Below are 23,452 nucleotides of genomic sequence, written 5' to 3' on the forward strand. Positions count from 1 at the left end.
ATGCGCTATAAAGCCTTATCCTTTACTAGCCTCATTATTATTTTTTCTATTAAAAACTCTTAAACGACTTCCAAGAACATCACTTACTAACCCATACCGATAGCCTAACAAAAGATAAATACCAGTTCCTATAAGTAGTCCTATTAGTAATACTATAAATGTATTTATCCAAGTTTCAGCAGGGATAACTAATTGCAAACTTTGACTTGATAAATATATAGTTAAGCTCATTACCGCTGTAAAAAATAAAATTAAAGTGACATGTCTTTTTAATAAGCGAAAAGAATAATTTGCGTATCTTCTAATAGTTAAACATGTAATTGATATAGCCACACCGAAACCAAGATATGTAGCCAAAATTCCTCCAAGTGGTCTTAGATTGTATAACAGCATGTAATTTAATGAGAGTTTAATCAGTAGTCCACAAATCAGTGCAATCACAGCATACTTTTGCTTGTTTAGTCCTTGTAAGATTGCACTCGATACAGCAAATATAGAGAATAGTAAAGTAACGGGAGCATAATACCTTAAAACCATTCCACCCATTTCAATATTTTCTAATCCATAAAAGGTTCCAAATATAAAATAAGATAAAGTTGACATCCCAAAAGCAGCAGGTAACGTCAAAAATAAAATGACCTGAAATGTTTTCGTAATTTGATTTTGGAGATTGACATAATCATTTTTAGTAAAAGATTTTGTGATTGTTGGTATTAAAGTAATGGAAAACGCCGTACCTAGAGCCATAGGAATTAAGATAATCTTATGTGCAGTTTGCGTAAATATGGCAAAGAAAGTGATTGTTTCTCCCTTTTTCATTAATCCACTATTTATTAATGCATTGTTGACAGTAAACAAGTCTATTAGTTGAAAAAGTGGGATGGCTAAACCCACAAATGAAATCGGAATGGCATAACTAATTAGTTCTTTGTACATATCAATTGTAGAAATAGAATGTTTAACTTTACTAGCTTTGATTTGGTTTAAAATGCCAGAACGTCGCTTAAACCAATAATATATGAGTACGGTCATACCACCTAATGCACCAACAAACGCACCAAGAGTAGCAAATCCAACTGCTAACCCTAATTGCCCATCCATATAATGTAAAATGACAAATGTAGCTGAAAGGATAAAAGAAATTCTTACAATTTGCTCAACCACTTGTGAGACCGCAGTGGGTCCCATTGATTGATGTCCTTGAAAGTAACCCCTAACAATAGACATAATCGGAACAATAATCAAGGCTACACTTACCATTCGAATGGTAAATATAACGTCATCCATTGTGTTTCCTTGAAGTTCAGTTGGGTCACTTATTATCCAATTCGAAACAATTGGAGCTGAAATAAATAAGATTACAAAAGCAACAATTCCATTTATCAACATAAAAATAAGTCCAGACCTTAAAAGTCGAAATCCAGTTTCGTAATCACCTAATGCCTGATATTTTGAAACAAATTTGGATACTGCTAATGGAACACCTAATGTCGCTAAACTTAATAACACCGTGTAAGGAATAAATCCAAATCCATAGAGCGCGTTACCAGCTTGTCCTACAATTGCAGTAAAAGGAACAACATAAATAAGACCTAATATCCTAGATAAAAATGAAGCGGATGTTAGCAACATTGTTCCCCTAACAAGTTTATTTTCTGCCATCTTAATACCTCATTTTAATAAGTTAATTACCATTTCCAAATTATAACATAACTCCTTTTCAAAAAAAGTCCTCAAAAAATATTTTCCTAAGCTATTCTGCCCTTTACTTCATAAGAAAAAGAGCAATCCCTGCTTACTCAAGGATTGCCCCCGTTAGCACAACAGTGAACAATTCGTTAGTAACGTCTTGACAATACAACAAATGAAGTGAATACGGTTATTATTGTTAATGTTGCTAATAAACTAACTGTCTGATATCCATTTAAGTCAATGATTTCAAATTGTAAAAGTGGCATAAGAATAACCATATAACCCAAAATAAAAAAATAACTAAAAAACATGCCTCTTTCTCTGATTTTTTTTGAACGTTCATCATTTTCCTTAAATTGCGGGTATAGATATGATAGGCAAAAAGCCATAACTGTTGTACCTAAGAAAACAAGTTCATGTCCTACAAAGAAAGCCCCTGTTGATATACTCGCAAAACCTATTAACAGACTATAAAATAAGAATAGAAAGCCAAATATTAAGAAAAACCTTCTTCCTGCTTTACTACTCATTTGCATGAAAACACCCTCCTATTAAGGTAAATATAACCTGGTTAAACTACTCTGCTTCTTCATCTTCTAAAAGAAAAACTTTTTCTACAATCGTGTTAAAACAACGAGCAATTTGAATAGCGAGAGGTAATGAAGGGTTGTAACGCCCTTTTTCAATTGAAATAATTGTCTGTCGAGACACACCTAACATTTCTGCCATTCGTTCCTGAGAAATTCCATTATCCTGCCTTATTTGTTTCATACGATTTTTCATATATATACAATCCTTTCTATATACCATATTAACGTAAAGGAAACTTTACTGTAAAGTGTACTTTACACACATATAAAAAAGAACCTGGTTAAATAGATAACCAAGTTCATCATTAAAAATTTTTGTTATAGCCTCCGTTAGTTGAACTAATCTTGTTTATGTCCTCCACCCCACAAAGCAAAATCGTACCCTAAAACCTTTTTATTATCGGAAACAGAAACCCATCCAGCTGGTGAAAGTTTTACATCATCAGAACCTCGAGTATCTGGATAGTTGATATAAATAACCCAGTTATTCATTTTATCTACTCTTTCAGTTTGAATAACCTTTAATTCATTTGTAGAAATGTTTAAATTGTTTTCAACTGCATTGTTTTTTGCAAAATCAAGAGCAATAGTAGTAGCTTCTTCCTCTGATAAATCTCCGATAGAGCAACCTATAACGAATAATAATATTACAATGATTGATGATAGCAATTTTATGTATTTCATTGTTATCCCCCTTTCAACCTTACATTTACATTTTTTGTATCTATTTCCTGCTTTTTAAGCTCTACTGCTCCTTTAATTCAACAAGGAAAAGGGAATACCCTTGTTCAGCATTCGCACACTTATCTACAGTATGCTTTCCCACCGTATTCAAAGTTTTTATAGATACTAAAAATGGCTGTTTTCTAACTTCGTGGACACATTATATACAGTAATTTTTTACAGTATTCAACGTACAAAAGGATAGGACTTTATTTGGAGCGGTGGGTATGATAGGTTTGGTTGCTAGCATAGCTATTAACATGTTAATTAACGAGTGACTATTCGCTATTAGCCGCTGGTTAAAAATATGTTAAAATGCCTGTTATTTTGGATGTTATTTAACGTATGTCTCACTAAAGGTTTTTTGGGATTTTATGTTAAAATGCTAACGAGGTTTATTCAACTAGCGGGCAGTTATATATAGTATCAGTCCTAAAAATATTGATAGAAAGCACTTTTATCTATGTTTACATTTTACCACAGATAAGCGTTTAAGGACTTGACTTGGAGCCTCTATGGGTACGATTTGTCTTGAAAGGGCGAAGCTAAAGTTTCATCAGGCAAACGAGCCTATCATACCCACCTCTCCAAGTAAAGTCCTATCGTTGTTTACGTTGAAAACTATAATTATTTACTCAATATAATAAGTAAAAAAAGTTAGATAATAGGCTGATTTTATATCGTTATTTACGTTAAATACGGTCAAAAATTATACTACATATAAGAACAGGATAGTTGAATAAGAATAATATCTTCGTAATGTGCAGAAAATAAATTTAACTTAAATAGGGGTTTTGTTACAAAATTAAAACGACTCAGAAGTTACTACTCATAAACCAAAAATTTTACTAGGGAGACATATTAATGTTAACCACCATTAGTCCATACATGCCATTGACCCTTTCTATATTATTGCCAATAGTAGCGTGGCTCTTTGGTGATTGGAGAAATTGGAAGAAATACTACCCAACTATCCTTTTTTTAAGCTTTGTAAGTCTAATTGTTTTTCTTCTTACACATAATTATCCACTATGGAAGTTTCACAGCTCATTTCTCTTTCCAAATCGTACGATACAAGAATTACGTTTAGCTTTTTTTATCTTACCTTCTATTTGCTTACTTTTTCTTACGTTTTATAAGTATAAATCACGAATTATTCAACTTTTTTTCTACATTACATTCTGGGTTGTTTTCTTATCGGTAATAGAAACCCTTCTTGTTAAAGCGTCGATACTAACTTATCACAATGGATGGAACGTTTGGTGGACAGTCTTATTTTGGTACGTCTCTCTTCCTGTTATACGTCTTCACCATACTAACCCTCTTTGGGCGTGGTTATCTGCTTTAGTATTGATTATTTTGTCAATTGTTTACTTTGAAATACCAATTAGTAAACTGGATTAATTCTGTTCCGTTACATGTTCAACAAACAGGGCGTTGGTTGAGTAAGGAACGAGAATATGAGTAAAAGCACAGATATTAAATTTATATCTGTGCTTTTTGTATGCTGATTTCACTGTTAATTTGGTTGAGAAAGGAATGCTAATTGGGCTGTTATTTAGCTTGTAAATTCACTTTTTCCCTCCCAAAACTGAACCCGTTATGAAAATATCAATAGCTCTTGCTAATAGCAAATAAAGTACGAACATAATCAATCTCCTCACACATTGCAATTAGGACAGCTTAAAACAATTACACTTCTTCTTGAACAACCTGCTCGTTTACTTGAATAACTGTTGTATGGATTTTAACAATAATTTCCTTTTGGCTGTTTATGAAAAATGCGTCTCTGTTATTACAGGAACGCCTCCGTTAGCTGAATAAAGTTGTTTACTCATTGCTCTTTATTTAGCCAATTTTTAAAACCTTCCTGGTTTATTTCAGTAATAACATTTACTGCTCCACCTATTAAGTAGCTATCTGATTCTAATTCCGTCTGATAAAGTTGGTACATATTTTCCTCTTCAAAAGAATCAACAAGATAATAAATTGATTCACCTGAGCTATCCCATTTAACCCCATAAACTTTCTTAAATATAAATGAGCCTCCAGGTGCTTGCTTACCCTTTTCCATTTCAAAATGATATAAATCTATTCTGGCTGAATCATTATATCCACCAATAAATGCAAGTAAATTTTTGTTAGGTGCCCATGCAATCCCAAAAGGTGATTGGTAGCCATCATAATCGTATTGATAACCAATAGTTTCGGACAAATTAATCTTTTCACCTGTTTCTAAGTTAATAACAAAAATTTTCATTCCATTTTCCACCATAACATCATAAGCTAAAAATCGTTTATCATATGAAAAATGCAAACTTTGAATTGTACTATGCTTTTCAGGTAATGAAACCTCAAATTTATTATTTTTGTCATTTATAATTATGTCACCATCTACAGTTGATAGCTGATAATCACCTATTTCAGCACCATCAATTACTTCTTGAAAATTAACGACATATGGGTTTGAATAATATTTTATTTCCTTTTGAGAACATCCTAATAATAGCAAAATAAAAATAACCATTAATATACATAGATTTATATTATTCCTCACGGTTTCACCTCCAATATTTTTGTCTGTTCTTAACCTCTTCTGCCACGTTAGTTAAACAGCGTTCCTGCTGCTATTGCAGGAACGCTTCCGTTAAAACAATACTAATTATCCTTAGTATTTTCAATTTCGTTTAACTTTTGTTCCATTCTCTTTAACTGTTTACTCTTCCTTATGGATGAACGAATAAACCATGCAACTAAAAGAATTATAGAAATAGGAATTAAAATAGCTATTACCTGATAAATCGCAGTTCCCATTTAAACACCTCCATAACAACCTAAATTTCAACATATTTATTAAAGACTTTGAGTTATTATCCTAAGTTCTTTAATAAATTAACCTGCTCCTTTACTTCAATAAGAAAAAATAAGCACTCCTTGTAGAAGGAATGCACACTTTAGTCCAATTTCTTACGACGATATAGCCCTACAATTAAAATTAAAAATGCAGTAGACAATAATATTTTAGAAACAGAAGTTACTATTGATGGAAATTGAATTAAATAGTTTACTCCATAAAATAAGAAAATTTCATTAGAAATCATAAGTAAGAAAAAGATAATGCCTACTTTAAAAGAACGTTTCCAGCATACAATACAACCAATTACAAGTAGCAACGGATAGACAAATGATAATACAATTGACAATAATGGCAATAAAGTTCCGAATAAAATGTCATAAACCTCCTTCATCTTTTCTACAACTTCATTTAACGATAACACAATCAAATTATAATATGGGTAATAAAAGGAAAATCCTTCTTAAAGTATTCTGCCCCGTTACTTGAATAACCATTGTTATGATTTTAACATTAATTTCCTTTTATGTTGCACAGAAACGCACCCGATAGTTTAAGTGTAATAATTCATACTTAGCTTTTATTACAGAATGCTGCCCGTTCGACAAGGTAGTATTGCATTTGAATTCAATGGAGAGGTAACTATGAATAAATTTAATGATTACCCTAACACAATGGTTATTACACTAAAAGAAATATTAGATGGGAAAAAGCCAGTGCTTTATGTAACACAAGATGAGGATGATGGAATGTGGCAATTTGATAGGTCAGTTGGACTTTATGCAGATAATGCCAGAATAGTTACTCTTGAAGAAATAATAGATATAGATAATTCTCTTTTTTCTTTATGGGATTTACCGCTTGGTTGGAAAGCCGAAAGAGATAATAAAAATACTGAATTGGTTAGGAAAGAAAACCTTTAACCGCACTTTACCAAACGCTTATTGTGCTAAAGGGGGCATTAATTTAAGAGTAAGCGTAAATAAAAAAACCTGTAACTATGATTACTATGTAATCTATGTTACAGGCTTTAGATTAGATCTTTTATTGACCCTATAAAGGTTTATTTGTTTTAAGTTTAGTTAAAGGCTATTAGATACATTAGGTACTGCTTACCCAATGATCACTCTCTCTTTTGGATAATGATAATGCTCATCTGTAAGTTTTCCTCTAATGATAAATAAGAATGCAAATACTCCAATTCGGCCGACAAACATTAGAAAGATGATCGTTAATTTACCAGCTGTACTTAGATCAGGAGTAATTCCCATCGATAATCCTGTAGTTCCAAATGCCGAGCAAACCTCGAAGATAATTGCGGTTAAAGGAAATGGCTCAATATAGGCAAGAAATATGACAGCTGACGCAGTAAGCATAATCGCTACACTAATAACTATAAAGGACTTTAACATATCCTCTTGATCAATTTCTCTTCCAAATAGTTTAATAGAACTTTTTCCGCGAGCAAAGGTATAAATAGTCAAAATGACGATAGCGAAAGTAGTGGTTCGAATTCCCCCTCCTACACTACTCGGCGATGCCCCAATAAACATTAGGGCGCTCAAAAATAACTGTGTAGGAATATAAAATTCTGCTATGTCCATTGTTGCTAATCCACCATTTCTAGTAGTTACAGATTGAAATAGAGCATAAAAAAACGTCTCATGCCATGATTTATCAAGGAAGAAATGATTCCTTTCTAATAAAAGGATTCCAAGAAACCCAACCAGAATCAGTAACCCAAACGTTGTTGTTGTTAACTTTGTATAAAGCGAAAAGCGCTTAGTAAATGGTCTTTCTTTTGCCGTCAGGAATTCTTTTAATTCAATTAGAACAGGGAAGCCAATGGCACCTAGCACTAATAAAATTATATTTACAAATTGTACAAAATAATCATGGGCAAAGGGCTCTAAGGAGCTTCCTGTAATGTCAAAGCCAGCATTGGTTGTTGCACTTACGGATGCAAAGAAACCTTGAATAAATGCTTCTTGCCAAGTAGGGAAATATTGTAGAAAGTGGATACTAAGAATGAGTGCCCCGATAGCCTCAATCGCTAGAATCATGAACAAAATCTGTTTCATGACCATAACCAATCCTGCCATTTCTCCGCGGTTTTGATCGGTCATGATCAATTGTCTTTCTCGTAATCCAATCTTTCGACGAAAGAGCATCCAGACAAATGTTCCTAATGTCATAATTCCAATTCCACCAAATTGTAGTACAAAAGCTAGAATAAAGGTACCTGGCACACTAAAGGTTTCTGCGGTCGAAACAACCGTTAGTCCTGTTACACTTACTGCACTCACAGCAGTGAAGAGAGCTTCTATAAACCCCCATTGCGTTCCAGAATTTCGTGCAATTGGTAAGCTAAATAAAGCCATTGCAACAATTACAGCAACAACGTAATACAAAACAATAATCTGAACAGCTGAAAGATGACTTAAATGCTCTTTTATTTTAGCCATATATAAAACCTTCTTTGGTATATTATTTACTTCATGTTTTTTCCTTATCTACAATCCTTCATCTTCAAAACGTTTTAAGTCATTCTTATGTCCAATGACAATGAGAAGGTCCTTTTCAATAATGACCTCATCTGGCAGTGGTGAAACATTTACATCCTCACCACGTTTAATAGCGAGAATGGTACACCCATACTTAGCTCGTATATTCAAATCAATAAGCGATTTATTATGAATTTTACTTGTTGCTAATAATTCAACGATGCTATACTCATTTGATAATTCAATATAGTCTACAATTTTCTCTGAGGTTAGATGTTGGGCAATCCGAATGCCCATATCGTGTTCTGGGTGGATAATTCGGTCAGCACCTATCTTTTCTAGAACTTTATGGTGATAAACATTTTGCGCTTTTACCCATACATTCGGTAGATTCAATTCTTTTAACACAAGTGTTGTTAGTATACTGGTTTGTATATCATCACCGATCGCTACAACTACATATTCAAAGTTTCTGATCCCTAAGGAAAGTAAAGCTTTTTCATCTGCAGAATTTGCTATAACAGCGTGTGTTGCATATTGGGAAAATTCAGTAACCTTTGCTTCATTGATGTCAATCGCTAACACTTGATGGCCCATCCTAAATAATTCTTTACAAATGCTACCACCAAAACGTCCTAACCCAATAACAGCGAATTGTTTCTTTTTATCTGCCAATCCAAACTTCTCCTTTTTTCTCCAAATAAAAAAGACCATCACAAAGAATGGTCCCAAAAGAACCTTCTCTTTTATAACGCTTACGAGGTTAGCTGTCGGATTAGGGACTAAGAGTATCCCCTCTTACTAAGTAAGATTCACCCCAAGATGGAAATGATCCATCCAAAAATGGTTCCCCCGCTCAAAATGATTAAGCGAATAAAGGTTTTATATAAATTTTAACTATTAGTGAATTTACTCCTCTTTATGGAACATGTCAATACATATTTTTTTAACGAACTTCCATGATTTTTACATAGGCTTCCTTACTACAAATGACATAAAGTTCTGCCTCAGTAGGAATTCGCTCTTCCAATTTAGCGAGGATGTTAAAGTCATTTCTATCAGAGATTAAATTTGCTCCAAGCTTTTTTAAATCATCAAAAGCATCATTATACGTCTTCCACATTTGCTTTTTCTTTATTTTTCGTATGTCAACGCCACTTCTTCTACTTAGAAGTTCCATAATCAGTTTACTTGATCCTTTATCAACAGCAGCTTTAGCCATAAGGTCAGATAATGCTTCATCTGCAATAATAAATTCATCAACATTTGCATGCTCGAAATTTGAGATGTATTTTTCTTTGAGAATCTCTACAATAGTATAAATTTCTTTATTCATTTCTATAGCATAACTCTCAATAGATGAGACGATTAACAATGATTGTCCATCTGCTGTGACAGGGTTATACTCCCTATCTCTCGTGAAAATTAAAACAGCTTTTGCTTCAAGGATATTAGCCTTTTCTAACGAATCAATAACTAGAATTTTGGCATAATCATCTATTTACATTATCTCATTCATTGTATGCTTTGCCTTATTCGTCCAGCCGATGATGATATAATGATTCTTACCTTTATATCTCAATTTCCCTTCCTCCTTTAACTTGCGGTATATACCGAAACCTTCAACAATTTTTCCAATGACAATCCCAATTAAACCGATCCCGACTAAATATAAAAAAGTCCAAAAATACGCCCGATTGTGGTTTCTGGCACAAAGTCTCCATACCCTGTTGTTGTGACGGTTGTCATAACATACCAAAACCCAATAAAAGGGGTAACAAAAATCTCTGGTTCTAACCAATGCATGAAGAAGGCGCTAATTATTAAGAAGAGGACTGTTGTTAACAGAAGGGTTAACTTTTTTATTCTGACCGTCATTTTCATGATTTCAAATATAAACAGCATTTAATAACCTCCTTTAGCAATTACAATTTTTTTATATTTCCCTGTCTAATCTAATAATATAAAGATAACAACTTTAAGACAGGGAAGAATTAAATTCATCCCTTATAGGTGTTGGAATAGGAAAAGGTTTGAGAGATTTTACTCTAAATAATAATTTGTGAAATGTTACAATTAAAGTAGCGGAGGTGTTAGTGAAATAAAAAGGGAACCCACGACTAACGAGAGTTCCCTGAATTTTTGTTATAAAATCAAAAATATTATTTAACATAGCTTACTTTTAATTACAACATCTAACATCTTTAAAAGATTGAGTTTATTTTGGAAAACTCAATGATTAAAGATGAAATTTATTTTTGATAATACAATAAAAGTATCCAACAACTGGATGCTTTTATTGGCATCTCCATATCCTCTTCACGAAAGAATGTGTGATTTCCGATAACTTCAACCTTACTCGTTTATAAATAAGATTAGCCCGATATTTATTCCTTGGTTAAAATGGTTCTTTTACTTTAAACCCTATTCATACAAATTAAAAGAAGGACGACCTGATTCTCGCGATCACCCTTCTTATTAATAATTCTAGTTAACCCTTCCCTTGACTCTGCTTATAAAACTCATGAAACAGTTTCATTAACGCTCTTTTTTCAATTCTAGATACATAACTACGTGATATACCAAGCTCTTTCGCGATCTCACGCTGGGTGCGTTCTTCCTCCAAGTTTAAGCCGAAGCGCCCCACAATGACTTCTTTTTCACGCTCATCTAAGACATGGATAAACTTATAAATCTGCGTCTTCTCCATATTCGTTTGGATGACATCAACGATATCTTCGCCTTCCTCTTGAAGAACATCAATCAACGTGATTTCATTTCCTTCTTTATCGGTCCCAATCGGATCGTGCAGGGAAACATCCTTCTTAACCTTCTTTAAGGCTCGTAAGTGCATAAGAATTTCTATTCTAATGTCAGAAGAGGAGCGTCTTTTTAAAAGCCTCATTCAGCTACATTATGGGGTTTTGGGAAGAAATTTATAACCAAAAACAGGTATGGGTTTTAACTGTTTTTAAACAATAGAAGAGAACATGATTTACGGACAAATATAGTAGTTCTAATTTAAGCATAGTTAACTTTAAACTTAACATTAGAAAAGCATTGGATTTAATCCAATGCTTTTTGTGAATCCATTTTAATCTCAAGCTCCCGTTACTTTAATTAGTTCACATAGTTAAATAAATTTTATTTTAGGCCCAGTATGGTTGTACTACCATGAAAATAACTTCTAGCCGTAGAATCAGTATAGACAAAGTATACTTATTTTAATTCTCGGTGGTGTATCTGTGGTTTTAAAATACATGAACGACTGTGCAGCAAATGAGTTTGTTTTGGTAGTTGTACTTCTTCAATATAAGCATCCGTTCGTTGAAGAAAAAAGCGATCTTTTTTGATCGCTCTTTTCTAAAGATACGCCTGATTATACAGGGTTTGAAAAAGACGTATAATTTTATAAGCTTTTATTTAATCTTTTAGATTTAGACATAATTATCGTTAGTAAGAATGATGCTATAAGAGAAATAGTTACAGCTATAATAAAGTTAATAACACCACCAGCTTCAATTGTAACAAATCCAATAACGCCAGCTGGTCCTGGTGCTACGTTTGTAATTTGAGCTAACGCAGCATAAGAGCACCCTATTGCCGAGCCGATCATCGCTGCATAAAACGGATATTTCATCTTAAGATTTACACCAAACATGGCAGGCTCTGTAATTCCTAGTAACGCAGATATACCTGAGGACACTGCAATACTTTTCATTTTCTTATCTTTTGTAAGGAGCATAGCAGCAAACGTTGCTCCTCCCTGAGCAACGTTGTTACACGCTACAAGGGCAAGTAAGAAAGATCCTCCTGCTGCAATTAACTGAATATCAATCGGGAGAAGACTATGATGCATACCTGTTAATGTTAGCGGCGCCATAATAAAGCCAAAAATAGCGCCTCCGAACAAACCAAGTGTATCGTAAATCCATACCAAACCATCTGATAAAAGGTCACCAGCTGACCTCATGATACCGCCTACAATAGTGAAAGTAAGAAAACTTGTAATGAAAACAGTTAGTAAAGGTGTTAATAAGTTATCGAGCACGGAAGGAATAATTTTACGCAAGTTCTTCTCAGTCCAGGCCAAGATAAATGCTGCAGCAAGTATAGGGAAAACAGTACCTTGATACCCTACTTTTTCAATTGTTAACCCAAAAATGTTCCAAACAGGGACAGAATCATTAAGTACCGCATCACCATATCCATATGCATTTAAAAGAGCGGGATGTACCATGATCATTCCCATAACTGCTCCTAAAAAAGGATTCCCACCAAACATTTTCGTCGCAGAAAAACCAATTAATATAGGGAGAAAAACAAAAGCTGCATTCGCAAAGACATTAATCATATCAGCTAGGTCTGTAATTTGCGGGTAAAGGTCAATTAGTGACCTCCCTTCTACAAACAATCCTTGAGAAGTTAAAACATTATTTATACCCATAAGTAGTCCTGCAGCAACTAGGGCAGGAATAATAGGTACAAAAATGTCAGATAGCAGTTTAACTAACTTTTGAACGACATTCATTTTTTTGTCCGCTTCTATTTTCACTTCTGATTTAGTTGATTCGGTAATATTGGCGAGTTTGATCAATGAAGCATAAACTTCATTGACAGTGCCCGCCCCTATAATAACTTGATATTGTCCAGAGCTGCTAAATTGACCTTTTACGAGTTCTATATTCCCTAATTCTTCCGTTTTTACTATTGATTCGTCCTTCAATACTAAACGTAGACGAGTGGCACAATGGGCTGCACTTATGATATTTTCTGGTCCGCCAATCGTTTCTAAAATTTGTTGAGCTGTTTGATCTATTTTTTTACTCATTTTTCTCAAGCCTTTCTTGTTGTATTTTATAGATAATCGCTTCATATGGTCTTAATGTTAGATTCTTCACTTCTAAACTAGAGTCATTATAATTACTTAATAGAATTTCTACATTTTCATTGGTCGCAATTGTATATGAAAAATCTTGAACATGTTCGTAAAAGTTACAAACAATTAAAAGCTTTTCTTCCCCTAAAATACGTTCATACGCATAAATATTTTCATCACCAGGATTTAAGAGTTGATAAGTACCATAAACAAGAGTTTTATTATTCTTTCTCATCTTAATTAATTTTTGATAGTGATAGAAGATGGACTCTGAATCATTAATTGCGCTTTCAACGTTAATAAATGTGTAATTAGGATTGAGTTTCATCCATGGTTTCCCTGTAGAAAAACCTGCATTTATATCATTAGACCATTGCATTGGGGTTCTAGCATTGTCTCTTGCTTTCATATAAAACGATTTCATTATTTCTTCTTCGCTAAAACCAGCAGCTAGTCGTTCTTTGTAAATATTTTGAGTTTCAATATCTATATAATCATCAATCGAATCAAAAGCAGCATTCGTCATACCAATTTCTTCTCCTTGGTAAACATATGGTGTGCCCTTCATTCCATGTAATAATGTTGCTAACATTTTTGCCGATTCTACCCGATACTCACGATCATTCCCCCACCTAGATACAATCCGTGGTAAGTCGTGGTTATTCCAGAAAAGACTATTCCAACCATTTTGATCTAGAGCATACTGCCATTTACTTAACACTTGTTTTAATTCTATTAATTCTAATTTCTTTAAGTCCCATCTTTGCTTTCCAGGTATCTTATCCAATTGCAAATGTTCAAATTGAAAGACCATATTTAATTCTTCACGTTCAGGGTCGGAGTATAATTTAGCATTTTCAGTTGTAGCTCCCCATGTTTCTCCGACAGTTAATAAATCATGCTTCCCAAAAGTCTCTTTATACATTTCTTGCAAATATTCATGTAGTTTGGGACCGTTTTCTTTTATTTGTTGATCTGGGTCCTTCCCAATTAAATCAATAACGTCCATTCTAAAACCACTAATACCTTTATCAATCCAATAATTCATCATATCCCAGATACTCTTTTTCATTTCTTCATGTTCCCAATTCAAATCAGGTTGCTCTTTGCTATAGAAATGTAAATAATACTGGTTTGTATTTTTATCATACTCCCAGGCTGAACCGCCAAAATTAGATTTTAGTTCATTTGGCACCTGACCATTCACAGGGTCACGCCAAATATAATAATCTCTATAAGGATTATCTTTCGATTTTTTTGCTTCAATGAACCAAGGATGCTGATCTGAAGTGTGGTTTACTACTAGATCCATAATGATTTTTATGCCTCTTTTTTCGCTTTCAAGTAGCAATTTATTCATATCTTCCATTGTTCCATATTCCGATAAAATGGAGTAGTAATCACTAATATCATAACCATTATCTACATTGGGAGACTTATAAACTGGACTTAACCAAATGACATCTATCCCTAATTTTTTTAAATAATTTAATTTGCTTATAATCCCCTGTAAATCGCCAATTCCGTCACCATTACTATCATAAAAGCTGCGAGGATATATTTGATAAATAACACTTTTATGCCACCAATTTTGCTTTGTTTTTTTCATTTTAAATCCTCCCCTTTGTGTTGCGCTTACAAGTTCAGTATAATGATTACGAACTATTACTTCTTGCACTTTCATAAAAAAAGTAACACTATTTTCACTTTAGGGGATTTATTATGAAAAAGTCATCGTTAAAAGAAAACTCAATTCATGGTACTCCATTATTTCCATTTCACGTTTACAGTAAGGTTAGAGAAAAAGATTATCATGTAGGCTATCATTGGCATGAGGAATTAGAATTTATCTTTGTTGAGGACGGAGTGATGGAAGTTATCATTAATTCAGAAATAGTACAAGTAACGAAGGGGCAGTTTATTTTTATTAATTCTGGGGACTTGCACCAAGTTTCCTCAACAGGTCCCTCGATCCATCATGCTATCGTATTTCACCCACAGATATTAAATTTTGACTATCCCGATACGAGCCAAAATTCTATAATAAAACCTATAACAAAAGGATTTTTACGTTTTCCTTCTTTCGTTCAGATTGAAGGAAAATTTAAAAATGATATTGCTGATAAATTAATAAAAATTATTGAAATAAACAAATCCGTATCTGAACTCTCTGCATTAAATATTAAGATCACGTTACTCGAAATTATTTTTGCACTTTTTGAAAGAAACCTTTTTTTGAAACTACAAACAAATGTGAAAGAAAAACAGGAAAATATAAAAAAAGTAATTACCTATATCCAGGATAATTACGATAAAAAAATATTACTTGAAGACTTAGCCTCTCTTTTAAATATGAATAAAAACTATTTCTCAAAATATTTTCATGAGGTAATTGGCAGAACACCTATTACCTATATAAATGAATATCGATGTGAAAAAGCAGCTGAGTTATTAAAAAGCAGTAATCTAAAAGTCTTGGATATTTCCTTTATGGTTGGTTTTGAAAATTTCAGCTATTTCATTCGGAAGTTTAAAGAGCATAAGCGATATTCTCCATCCCAATATAGAAAGAAATTTGATGTGCGAGATATTTCAAAATAATAATAAGAGTATTGATCATACTTTAATTAACCTCGTTAGTTACATTCTTTCACAAAGTCGGCTAAAATGAGGACATTTGCTGCGTAGTATTTAGTCTACTCCGCAGTATATAATGACGATTTTCTAATTCCACATTACTGCCCTTTAATTTAACATTAATTTCTTTTTTGTTGTTGCAAAAAATGCGTCCCTTCATGTAGGGAACGCACCAATTACTTCAATAAAATGTTCCACACATACCCAATCAGTTACAGATAATTTTACTGCTTGAGAAGAAGAATAAAAATGAAAAGAGCTGTAGGTGTTGGCAGCGCTATAGCTGCTCTTTTTCTGGCTTTCTAATGAATAGGATTTCACTTAGTTTATTATTTAGACAATGAAAGTATCTCTTCATCCTGTTCATTCCAAAAACCTTCTAACATTTTTAAAAAGATTGAATTAATTTTAGAACACCTCTATGAATAAATATTTTAATAATACAATAAAAGCATTCAACAACTGGATACTTTTATTAGCCTCTCCATATCCTCTACACAAAAGAATGTGTGATTTCCGATAACTTCAACATTACTGCTCGTTCGTAAATAAGGTTAGCCTGATATTTATTCCTTGGTGAAAATGGTTCTTTTACTTTAAACCTGTTCATACAAATTAAAAGAAGGACGACCTGATTCTCTCGATCGCCCTTCTTTTCAATATTCTAATTAGCCTTTCCCTTGACTCTGCTTATAAAACTCATGAAACAGCTTCATTAACGCTCGTTTTTCAATACGAGAAACATAGCTTCTAGAGATCCCCAATTCTTTTGCGATCTCACGCTGGGTGCGCTCTTCTTCTAAATTCAAACCAAATCGTCCCACAATGACTTCTTTTTCACGCTCATCTAAGACATGGATGAACTTATAAATCTGCGTCTTCTCCATATTCGTTTGGATCACATCAACAATATCTTCGCCTTCCTCTTGAAGAACATCAATCAACGTGATCTCATTCCCCTCTTTATCCGTTCCAATCGGATCGTGCAGGGAAACATCCTTCTTGACCTTCTTTAAGGCTCGTAAGTGCATAAGAATTTCATTTTCAATACATCGTGCAGCATAAGTTGCCAGCTTTGTCCCTTTTCCATCAGAATAGCTTTCTATAGCCTTAATTAATCCGATCGTTCCAATTGAGATGAGATCTTCCGTATCTTCCCTTGTATTTTCAAATTTCTTGACGATATGAGCCACCAAACGTAGGTTATGTTCAATTAGAAGGTCGCGTGCTCGTTCATCACCCTCCTGCATAAGCTTTAAGTATTTACGTTCTTCATCTTTTTTGAGTGGCTGTGGGAAGGCGTTATTTTTCACATATGATACGAAAACGATAACTTCCTTAAATAAATAAGAAATCGCTGCAATTAATGTTGACATCTCATCACCCCCATAATGTCGTTACTATAACACTATGTAAAACTGGGCTTGGTCGTGTCTGTACAACAAAAATAAAGTGTGATTTTGTCTATTTTATATATTTATCTTACTTTTGTTTTTAAAGGAATCAAAAAGAGAGAGCCTTTTGCAAATACATGCAAAAGGTTCTCTCTCTTAAGTCCAATTAATTAATTTTTTCGCTTACTAACCGTTTTATTACCTTAGCTAATAATAACGTTCTTTCTGTTAGAGACGAAATAACTAAGTATTCCTTCTCACTATGAGCATGCCCACCTATAGGCCCTAGTCCATCAATTGTCGGGATCCCCATTGCTGAAGTAAAAGAAGCATCTGAACCTCCACCAGTTTTTGTATCTTTTAAGTCAATCCCTAACTCTGCAGCAACATTTCTGACGATCTGAAAAAGTTCTTCAATTTTCTTATTTTTTAACATCGGAGGTCTTCTCATGTCACCTGTTAGTTCAATTTCTGTCCCACTAACATCAGAAGAGGCGCAAACTTTCTCTATTTTATGTTCCATTTCTTCTGCTTGTTGTAAAGTAGCGACTCTAACGTCAATATGTCCAACGGCCATAGCTGAAACTGTATTAACTGCATCTCCACCTTCTATAATCCCAACATTGACGGAAATCCCCTGTTCGTGATCGTTTAATTCATGTAATTTTACAATCTTATGAGCAAGCTCTTCAATCGCACTTCTCCCTTTTTCAGGTTCTATTCCTGAATGAGCAGCCTTCCCATGAACTTCAATCGTAAATCGACCACTACCACGACGTTCCGTCACTACGGAACCATCCCTTCTAGCTGGCTCCATAATAAGTGCATATGACTTTCCAATTGCTTCTTTTTCAATAATTGGTCTGGATGTCAACGATCCTGTTTCTTCATCACTATTTAAGATTACTTGAACATCTTTATAAGCTTCTGAACCTATGTCTTTTAAATAGCGTAGTGCATAAATAACGGACACAAGACTTGCCTTCATATCAATGACACCAGGACCATAAGCACGTTCGTCTTTTATTGAAAAAGGACGTGCCTTGGCCGTCCCTTCTTCAAACACTGTATCCATATGAGCAACAATCAAAATAGAGGACTTCTGCTTTTCTGAATGACGAAGGATCAAATGGTCGCCAACCTCATTCTGCTTCACCCTTTGAATATCAAAGCCTAGCTCAGTAAAATAAGGCGAAAGTATCTTTCCAATTTGATCAACACCCGTTTTATAATATGAACCACTATCTATATTAACTAATTTCTCTAGTAAACCAAGCATCTCTTTCTCTTTAAAATGAACGTCCATCTTGCCCTTCCCCTTACCCTAATTCCATTTGCTACTATTATTTTCATGTATTTCAACTCTTTTTGCAAGTAACATTCGTCTAGTTCCAAATTATACATGTTATCAATGTCAATTACACAAATCAAAAAAATTGAGCGATTCAATTGAACCGCTCGCAATGGGGGAGAGTAGAGAGAACATTTTTGGAAGCTAGGTCAATGACCTTTCCTGTAATTAATGTACCTTACTCTGAACCTGTTTACAGCATTTATGTAACATTTCCTTACAGAAAACTTCTTAATTGTCATATTTCGGTAAATCTATTCACACTTTTAGGAGCTTGCAAAGCCTATCTATAAACTGCTATCTTCTATTAATGCTGTATAATATATATTATCTACGTAATTTGATACTGCCTACCTGACTTACGTTACTTTTACTTCAATATTATAAGGAGGTTTCTTAATGAATGAACTTTCTGCAATAAAGAGGCAACTTTCATATAGAAAAAGTGGCATTCTTGGATCACAGGCAATGCAGTCTGCTGTTATTGTTCCTTTGGTTTATGTAAAGGATGAATTGTCAGTCCTGTTTGAAGTGCGCTCTAAAAAATTAACGAAACAGCCTGGTGAAATTTGCTTTCCAGGAGGAAGAATTGATACAACTGATCCGACACCAGAAGCAGCTGCTATTCGTGAATTAACGGAGGAAATAGGCATATCTGAAAAGCATATAAATATTATCGCTCCACTTGATATACTTGTCACGCCATTCCGTGGTGTTATTTATCCTTTTATAGGTGACTTACAAAACCTTGATGAATTAAAAATCAACCATGATGAAGTCGATCACACTTTTACAGTTCCACTCTCCTATTTGTACGAGCATGAACCGGACGTTCATTCGATGAAATTGTGGTTTGAACCTGGTGCAGGTTTCCCAATAGATAAAGTTCCTAATAAGCGCTCTTATTCCAATCGATATAATGAGATTCCTGAATACTTCTACTATTACCAAGACTATGTAATTTGGGGATTAACAGCACGAATTTTAAGTCATTTTTTAGACATAACCATACCAAGATAGCCTACCTGGCATCTTGGTGTTTGATTTACTTTGTAAAACAAAAAAGAAGTGAACTCAGCTGAATCTCTGTCCACTTCTTCTATCTTATGAATGATTGTTATCTTCATATATCTGCTTTTGGGTATTCATTGCTAAACGATTAAATACAACTGCTAGTGCTAGCGCAACAAAAATGCCGCTAACAATTAAACTAGGTGCCGTAATAACCGTATGCTCTGTCGGAATCACTAACCCGATAAACAGAAATATACTTAAAGACAATAGAATGAAACCAAACTGTTTGTAATCCTTTACTTTCGCTTCAAGTTGCTTTAATTTTTTATCTTCCATTTATCTTCCTCCTACTCTCCATTCATTCTATCATCTTTTTAAAAGAATAGATGATGCAATGTTTGTTAATTTAGAAAGAGGATTCCAATTTAATGTTTTCATTTTCACCTTAAGACTTTGGCTTCAAGCACTACACGCTTTCATCTCTACACATAATACGGTATCATTATCTTTAGTTTGAACTACATATATTGGAGGAACATGAAACATGAAAAGTATTGTACGAGAAATGAGCCTTGCACCTGAAGGGCATTTAAAAATTGATTGGGTGAAAGAACATATGCCTGTCTTAAATCGCATTCGTGAGGAATTTGAACTTACGCAGCCTTTCAAAGGGCTAAAAGTAGCGATTTGTCTTCATTTAGAAGCGAAGACAGCTTATCTTGCTAAAGTAGTGAAAGCAGGAGGAGCCGATGTGTATATTGCGGGAAGTAATCCTCTTTCTACTCAGGACGATGTTTGTGCTGCCTTAGTTGAAGATGGGATTACCGTTTTTGCTAAGCATAAACCGGAGCCAGAAGAATTTAAGCAACACTTAATTATGGCCCTTGAAGTAGAACCAGATTTAATCATTGACGATGGTGGAGACTTTACAACACTCCTTCATTCAGAACGCCCTGACTTAATTAAGAATATTCGTGGTGGTTGTGAAGAGACAACGACTGGAGTGATTAGAGATAAAGCATTAGAAAAATCAGGTGATCTTCCTTTCCCAATGATCGCCGTTAATGATGGATATTGTAAACATCTCTTCGATAACCGTTATGGAACTGGACAATCTGTTTGGGATAGCATTAACCGTACAACAAATTTAGTTGTAGCAGGAAAAACAGTCGTTGTCGTTGGTTATGGCTGGTGCGGACGTGGCGTTGCTATGCGTGCTAAAGGGCTAGGTGCCAAGGTAATCGTTACTGAAGTAGATAGCATTAAAGCGATTGAAGCTTATATGGATGGCTTTGAAGTTATGCCGTTAGTAGAAGCTGCAAAAGTTGGCGATTATTTTATTGCCGTTACAGGAAACCAATATGTTATACGTCGCGAGCATTTAGAAGTGATGAAAGATGGGGCAATTCTTGCTAATGCGGGGCATTTTGATGTAGAGGTTAACAAGCATGACCTTGCTGCATTATCCACTTCAAAGCGCGAGGTTCGTAAAAACATTGAAGAGTATGTAATGAAAGACGGACGTAAACTCTATTTACTTGCAGAGGGGCGTTTAGTCAACCTAGGTGCAGGAGATGGTCACCCTGCTGAGATTATGGATATGACCTTTGCTTTACAGGCGGTATCTTTAGCTTATGTTAATGAAAAGTACAAAGAGATTGGTAATCACATTATTACTGTTCCTTATGAACTAGACAAACAAGTCGCTAAATTAAAACTAGAAGCGTTAGGTATTGGCATTGACTCATTAACGGATGAACAAAAAGTATATCTCGAGAGTTGGAAAATAGATTAACTAACTTGAAGCCCCCTTCGTACAAGTGTTGACGAAGGGGGCTTTCAATTCTCTTTAAAATTGTTCGACCAAACGGTTCACTTCAAAAATAACCTTCTCTTCATCTATTGTTATGCATTCACCATTTTTCACAACTTGCTTCCCTTGAACAAACACATCTTTCACATCTCGTCCACTTCCTGAATATACAAGATGAGAAATCGGATTATGAGCAGGTTGGTAAAATGCTTGTTTTGTATTCATCACAATCAAGTCTGCTTCTTTCCCTACCTCAAGACTTCCTATTTGATCCTCTAGCCAAATGGCTTCCGCTCCATGTAGAGTAGCCATTTGTAATGCCTTTTCAGCTGGAATGAGCGTTGCATCATTATGAACACCTTTAAATAATAATGCTACCTGTTTTAATTCTTCAAATAAATCTAGATTGTTATTAGAAGCTGAGCTGTCTGTCCCAAGAGAAACCGTAATACCTTTGTTCAACATTTCTGGAACTGGTGCAATCCCGCTTGCTAATTTTAAATTACTAATAATGTTATTTGAAACTTTCACATCATACTTCGCTAAGATGTCCATTTCCCAATCTTCAACATGGACAGCATGAGCGACAAGACTTCTTTGTGAAAACACACCAAGCTTTTCTAAATGCTTAACTGGGCGTTCCCCATACTCTTTTTCATTTTGCTCCACTTCCGCCTTTGTTTCAGACATATGAATATGAATCGGAGCATCTAGCTCATGGGCTTTGGAGACAATTTGTTCGATAAATTGAGGGGTACACGTGTACGGTGAGTGCGGTGACATCATTGTTGTAATTCGACCATTCGCTTGATTGTTCCAATTTCTCACAAAGCTCGAGGCTTCTTTTAATTTACTCTGGCGCAACTCTTCTGTACCAAAGCCAATCATCCCTCTACATAGTCTAGCTCTTGCTCCTGAAGCCTCTACCGCCAATGCAACCTCATCCATATTGTCATACATATCAACAAACGTTGTAGTACCTGTACGCAGCATTTCGATCAACGATAGATACGTTCCCCATTTCGCGTGTTCCTTCGTATACTGAGCTTCAATAGGCCACATCTTCTCCTCTAGCCATTGTTGCAATGGCAGATCATCAGCGTATCCGCGAAGGAGTGACATGGACGCATGACCATGTGTATTCACTAAGCCAGGCAACACATAATCACCTTGAACATCAATGACTTCATCATACTCTGCCAGGTTATGCGGAACTTCTCCTACATATGTAATTTTTCCATTCTCAAAAGCAATAGCTCCCTTTATATATATCTGATTCGTTGCATTAACTGTAATAATCGTCCCGTTTATTAAAATTGTTTTTGACATAAAAAAATCCTTTCCTATTTTGTATATTGTAGGAGAGGCTGCCAAAACGACAGCCTCTTACCTCAAGTTAGTTTAGTTTGTTTTTCTCAACTGGCATCCAACCATGTCCATCAATCCATTCAATATAAACTTCATATTTTTCATGCGGATTTCCTTCAGGGGCGACTACGCTGCGTGCTCTAGTTGGGGCCCCTCCATTTTCTAAGCGCCAAAGAGTCATTTTATCATTAAACCCTGTAGCTTGTTGAACCGCCTTCACCATCTCATTCCAATTTGTACTACCTTCATCAAAATTAGGTGTAAACTCGCCAGTTTGTGATGTACCAACTGGTTGCCATTCACCTTCTGGAATTGGCTCAAGTTCCTGTTCTTCTTCATCCCATTCATTCTCTTCTTCCAGACCACTTTCCTCACGAATTTCTGGTTCTGACTCTTCCTCGCTTGTTTCAACAGGATCAGGGATTGATTCTGTTTCACTTTCCTCTATCTCATCTAACAAATCATTATCACTATTTACTTCTTCACTTTTGGTTGAACTGAAGAAGATTTGGACTGCAAATACAATAATAAGAATGGTTACTATTGCTATCGCCACATTCAAAATACGATTGACTCGCTTCTTTTTTCGTTGCTCATAACGATGTCCTTGCATATCTCCACTCCCTTAAAACT

22 protein-coding genes, 1 pseudogene and 1 riboswitch are annotated in these 23,452 nt (G+C 34.6%); of the genes and pseudogenes, 5 read left to right on the plus strand and 18 right to left on the minus strand.

The window, feature by feature from the left end:
- Nucleotides 1–15: 15 nt before the first annotated feature.
- The 4 genes from AC1FXP_RS13310 to AC1FXP_RS13325 form a co-directional block, all read right to left on the minus strand.
- Complete coding sequence (locus AC1FXP_RS13310; protein WP_480062139.1) at nt 16–1,662, minus strand: putative polysaccharide biosynthesis protein; 1,647 nt, start codon at nt 1,660–1,662, stop codon at nt 16–18.
- A gap of 176 nt (nt 1,663–1,838) precedes the next feature.
- Nucleotides 1,839–2,228 (minus strand): hypothetical protein, encoded by a 390-nt coding sequence (locus AC1FXP_RS13315; RefSeq protein WP_480062141.1) that lies wholly within the window; start codon nt 2,226–2,228, stop codon nt 1,839–1,841.
- A 40-nt stretch (nt 2,229–2,268) separates the two neighbouring features.
- Entirely contained in the window at nt 2,269–2,475 is a 207-nt protein-coding gene (locus AC1FXP_RS13320) for a helix-turn-helix transcriptional regulator (protein ID WP_480062143.1), read from the minus strand.
- Between the two features lie 146 nt (nt 2,476–2,621).
- The gene (locus AC1FXP_RS13325; RefSeq protein WP_480062145.1) at nt 2,622–2,966 is read right to left on the minus strand and encodes a hypothetical protein; all 345 of its coding nucleotides are present in this window, start codon (nt 2,964–2,966) and stop codon (nt 2,622–2,624) included.
- A 903-nt stretch (nt 2,967–3,869) separates the two neighbouring features.
- Here AC1FXP_RS13325 and AC1FXP_RS13330 point away from each other — a divergent pair.
- Nucleotides 3,870–4,409, plus strand: a complete 540-nt coding sequence (locus AC1FXP_RS13330; protein ID WP_480062147.1) for a CBO0543 family protein — start codon at nt 3,870–3,872, stop codon at nt 4,407–4,409.
- A 430-nt stretch (nt 4,410–4,839) separates the two neighbouring features.
- Here the strand turns inward: AC1FXP_RS13330 and AC1FXP_RS13335 are convergent, their stop codons facing one another.
- Complete coding sequence (locus AC1FXP_RS13335) at nt 4,840–5,562, minus strand: TolB-like translocation protein (RefSeq protein ID WP_480062149.1); 723 nt, start codon at nt 5,560–5,562, stop codon at nt 4,840–4,842.
- A gap of 101 nt (nt 5,563–5,663) precedes the next feature.
- Nucleotides 5,664–5,819, minus strand: a complete 156-nt coding sequence (locus tag AC1FXP_RS13340; protein WP_480062151.1) for a DUF4083 family protein — start codon at nt 5,817–5,819, stop codon at nt 5,664–5,666.
- A gap of 684 nt (nt 5,820–6,503) precedes the next feature.
- Between AC1FXP_RS13340 and AC1FXP_RS13345 the strand changes: the two genes are divergently transcribed.
- Complete coding sequence (locus AC1FXP_RS13345) at nt 6,504–6,782, plus strand: hypothetical protein (RefSeq protein ID WP_480062153.1); 279 nt, start codon at nt 6,504–6,506, stop codon at nt 6,780–6,782.
- A 189-nt stretch (nt 6,783–6,971) separates the two neighbouring features.
- Here the strand turns inward: AC1FXP_RS13345 and AC1FXP_RS13350 are convergent, their stop codons facing one another.
- From AC1FXP_RS13350 to AC1FXP_RS13380, 7 genes and pseudogenes are all read right to left on the minus strand, one after another.
- Complete coding sequence (locus tag AC1FXP_RS13350) at nt 6,972–8,324, minus strand: TrkH family potassium uptake protein (RefSeq protein ID WP_480062155.1); 1,353 nt, start codon at nt 8,322–8,324, stop codon at nt 6,972–6,974.
- A gap of 48 nt (nt 8,325–8,372) precedes the next feature.
- Complete coding sequence (locus AC1FXP_RS13355; RefSeq protein WP_480062454.1) at nt 8,373–9,077, minus strand: potassium channel family protein; 705 nt, start codon at nt 9,075–9,077, stop codon at nt 8,373–8,375.
- Nucleotides 9,078–9,099: 22 nt separating this feature from the next.
- Nucleotides 9,100–9,245: riboswitch (cyclic di-AMP (ydaO/yuaA leader) on the minus strand.
- Nucleotides 9,246–9,309: 64 nt separating this feature from the next.
- Nucleotides 9,310–9,738 carry a hypothetical protein gene (locus AC1FXP_RS13360; RefSeq protein WP_480062157.1) on the minus strand — a complete coding sequence of 143 codons (429 nt, stop codon included), beginning with the start codon at nt 9,736–9,738 and terminating at the stop codon, nt 9,310–9,312.
- A 290-nt stretch (nt 9,739–10,028) separates the two neighbouring features.
- Nucleotides 10,029–10,268 carry an ion channel gene (locus AC1FXP_RS13365; protein ID WP_480062159.1) on the minus strand — a complete coding sequence of 80 codons (240 nt, stop codon included), beginning with the start codon at nt 10,266–10,268 and terminating at the stop codon, nt 10,029–10,031.
- Nucleotides 10,269–10,854: 586 nt separating this feature from the next.
- Nucleotides 10,855–11,235 (minus strand): annotated as a pseudogene (locus AC1FXP_RS13370) (sigma-70 family RNA polymerase sigma factor); the annotation flags it as partial.
- 537 nt (nt 11,236–11,772) lie between these two features.
- The gene (locus AC1FXP_RS13375) at nt 11,773–13,194 is read right to left on the minus strand and encodes a sucrose-specific PTS transporter subunit IIBC (RefSeq protein ID WP_480062161.1); all 1,422 of its coding nucleotides are present in this window, start codon (nt 13,192–13,194) and stop codon (nt 11,773–11,775) included.
- Nucleotides 13,187–14,851, minus strand: coding sequence for a glycoside hydrolase family 13 protein (locus tag AC1FXP_RS13380; RefSeq protein WP_480062163.1), 1,665 nt, complete (start codon nt 14,849–14,851; stop codon nt 13,187–13,189). Before AC1FXP_RS13380 ends, AC1FXP_RS13375 begins: the two co-directional genes overlap by 8 nt.
- A gap of 113 nt (nt 14,852–14,964) precedes the next feature.
- Here AC1FXP_RS13380 and AC1FXP_RS13385 point away from each other — a divergent pair, with 113 nt between their 5' ends.
- On the plus strand, nt 14,965–15,843 hold the full coding sequence (locus AC1FXP_RS13385) for an AraC family transcriptional regulator (RefSeq protein WP_480062165.1): 879 nt from the start codon (nt 14,965–14,967) through the stop codon (nt 15,841–15,843).
- A 704-nt stretch (nt 15,844–16,547) separates the two neighbouring features.
- Here the strand turns inward: AC1FXP_RS13385 and sigK are convergent.
- Both sigK and AC1FXP_RS13395 read right to left on the minus strand, forming a co-directional pair.
- Nucleotides 16,548–17,255 carry an RNA polymerase sporulation sigma factor SigK gene (gene sigK / locus AC1FXP_RS13390; RefSeq protein WP_480062167.1) on the minus strand — a complete coding sequence of 236 codons (708 nt, stop codon included), beginning with the start codon at nt 17,253–17,255 and terminating at the stop codon, nt 16,548–16,550.
- A gap of 184 nt (nt 17,256–17,439) precedes the next feature.
- Nucleotides 17,440–18,579, minus strand: a complete 1,140-nt coding sequence (locus AC1FXP_RS13395; RefSeq protein WP_480062169.1) for a M20 family metallopeptidase — start codon at nt 18,577–18,579, stop codon at nt 17,440–17,442.
- 444 nt (nt 18,580–19,023) lie between these two features.
- Between AC1FXP_RS13395 and AC1FXP_RS13400 the strand changes: the two genes are divergently transcribed.
- Nucleotides 19,024–19,644 carry an NUDIX hydrolase gene (locus tag AC1FXP_RS13400; protein WP_480062171.1) on the plus strand — a complete coding sequence of 207 codons (621 nt, stop codon included), beginning with the start codon at nt 19,024–19,026 and terminating at the stop codon, nt 19,642–19,644.
- Nucleotides 19,645–19,728: 84 nt separating this feature from the next.
- On the opposite strand, the gene AC1FXP_RS13405 is transcribed toward AC1FXP_RS13400, so the two are convergent.
- The gene (locus tag AC1FXP_RS13405) at nt 19,729–19,974 is read right to left on the minus strand and encodes a YrhC family protein (RefSeq protein WP_480062173.1); all 246 of its coding nucleotides are present in this window, start codon (nt 19,972–19,974) and stop codon (nt 19,729–19,731) included.
- A 208-nt stretch (nt 19,975–20,182) separates the two neighbouring features.
- Between AC1FXP_RS13405 and AC1FXP_RS13410 the strand changes: the two genes are divergently transcribed.
- Nucleotides 20,183–21,433: an adenosylhomocysteinase gene (locus AC1FXP_RS13410; RefSeq protein WP_480062175.1), complete on the plus strand. Its 1,251-nt coding sequence runs from the start codon at nt 20,183–20,185 to the stop codon at nt 21,431–21,433.
- A gap of 54 nt (nt 21,434–21,487) precedes the next feature.
- Here AC1FXP_RS13410 and AC1FXP_RS13415 read toward each other — a convergent pair whose 3' ends face one another.
- On the minus strand, nt 21,488–22,780 hold the full coding sequence (locus AC1FXP_RS13415; protein WP_480062177.1) for an amidohydrolase family protein: 1,293 nt from the start codon (nt 22,778–22,780) through the stop codon (nt 21,488–21,490).
- 67 nt (nt 22,781–22,847) lie between these two features.
- Complete coding sequence (locus tag AC1FXP_RS13420; RefSeq protein WP_480062178.1) at nt 22,848–23,432, minus strand: YrrS family protein; 585 nt, start codon at nt 23,430–23,432, stop codon at nt 22,848–22,850.
- Nucleotides 23,433–23,452: the final 20 nt, after the last annotated feature.

The sequence above is a fragment of the Halalkalibacter sp. HAAS-P013 genome, assembly GCF_056619925.1.